Source organism: Corynebacterium sp. MSK122 (genome assembly GCF_030229435.2).
In the GTDB taxonomy this organism is placed as follows: domain Bacteria; phylum Actinomycetota; class Actinomycetes; order Mycobacteriales; family Mycobacteriaceae; genus Corynebacterium; species Corynebacterium marquesiae.
This window is the reverse complement of record NZ_JASPHV020000054.1, coordinates 1-1,460: the sequence shown is the minus strand read 5'-3', so window position 1 is coordinate 1,460 and position 1,460 is coordinate 1. Positions and strand designations below refer to the sequence as shown.

Genomic DNA, 1,460 nt, shown 5'->3' with positions numbered 1-1,460 from the left:
TACCCAACCGGCACACACCAACCAACAAACCACCTAGGCCTGCTGGCAGACAAACCAATCAACACACAACCATGCACACAAAAAATAAAAAGTACATTGGCACACTATTGAGTTCTCAAACATCATCACCACACAACAACCACACACTTTCGCATGTAGCTCGTCGTGAGCAAAAAATTTATTTTGTCAGGGCCTGTTTTCCTATCGCCGCTTCAGCCAGGAACTTTGCCGTTCCTGTGGGGCGCTGTCGGTCGCGCTGACTGGTATTAAGTTACACAGCGACTCAAACAAACACAAATCCCCAGTTCACCTACCATTTTGAGAGCTTTAAGATACGCCCAGCCAGCCACTCATTCCGCCGCCGTGGACATTCGCTCGGCGCATGTAGCTGGGGAGGGTCAATGCCCATACTGCATAGAAGACCACCGCCAAGAAGAACTTGGCAATTGTGGAGATGGGGGTTTGGACGTATACGACGACTATCCCGGCTATGAGGCTCGCATAGAGGATAAATAGGTAGCAGTTCTTCTTTTCCAGAAATTCCAGAGTGACCAAAACCGGGGCGCAGGTCGCACCGAGCAATGCGATGGCCGTAACGAGTTCACTGTCATTCGTCAGTCCGGCGCTGAAACTGATAGCTGCGAGGACAGGTATCAGGCCGAGCGCTGCAGTATGCCGGGACCAATCCCTACGACTTCCTCCCATAACCGTGTATTCGCGGAGGGATTTTCTTAAGCTGCCTAAGACCGCGGCGAGCAGCACAACAGTCAGTACCCAGATGAAGATGCCGAGGAATTCGAGCACTGAAGCCGCGTCCACATACTGGGAGAGAACCAAGCCAATCATCTGTACCAGGCACGCTCCACACCAAGCTTTGGCCTGCGGTCGATAGATCGTTTGCCCGGTCAAGGTGCGGGGGAACCATCCGAAGCCGCTTGAGGGTTGGGTACCGCTGGTGGTGTAGCCGGTCCGCGTAGGAGCAGGCCTGCGGTACATAGACCACGCCGCTGCGACGGCATAGATCGGCAATGCCCACCACAACTGCACGGTGAGGGCGCCGATAGCTGCCGCTAATGCGCACAGGACAATAAGACTGCGGCGATGCTCATTCCAGATTTTCGAACCCAGACCCACCAGCTGGTACTTCTTAAAGTCTGGTGCCAGGGTAAGTATTAGCGACAAGGAAAAGATCACCGGGAGCACGTTCCACGCTCCCTGCGCCATGACGGGCATGACCAGCAAAGCAACAAAGAAAAAGGACCAGCTCCACCAATCGCCTAGGTACCACAGTAGCTTCATGCTTTGCCCTCCAATGCCAGCACCGCTCGCTCCATGAAGCGTCCTGGGTTTAGTTCCTACCTCAGCTAAGGAAGGATTGAACTATGCCTAGAAAGTATTCCGTCGAGTTCAAGGAGAAGGCGGTCCATCAGATCATCGAAATGGTCCGCCTGGAGTCTTGC

1 protein-coding gene is annotated in these 1,460 nt (G+C 53.8%); it reads right to left on the bottom strand.

Features of this window, described 5'->3' with window-relative positions:
* Positions 1-327: 327 nt before the first annotated feature.
* Positions 328-1,299 (bottom strand): beta-carotene 15,15'-monooxygenase, encoded by a 972-nt coding sequence (locus tag QP934_RS11395; protein ID WP_419127577.1) that lies wholly within the window; start codon positions 1,297-1,299, stop codon positions 328-330.
* Positions 1,300-1,460 lie beyond the last annotated feature (161 nt).

What these genes read in the sequence shown, in the direction of transcription:
- QP934_RS11395 (WP_419127577.1), bottom strand. Translation starts at nt 1,299, where the DNA reads ATGAAGCTACTGTGGTACCTAGGCGATTGGTGGAGCTGGTCCTTTTTC.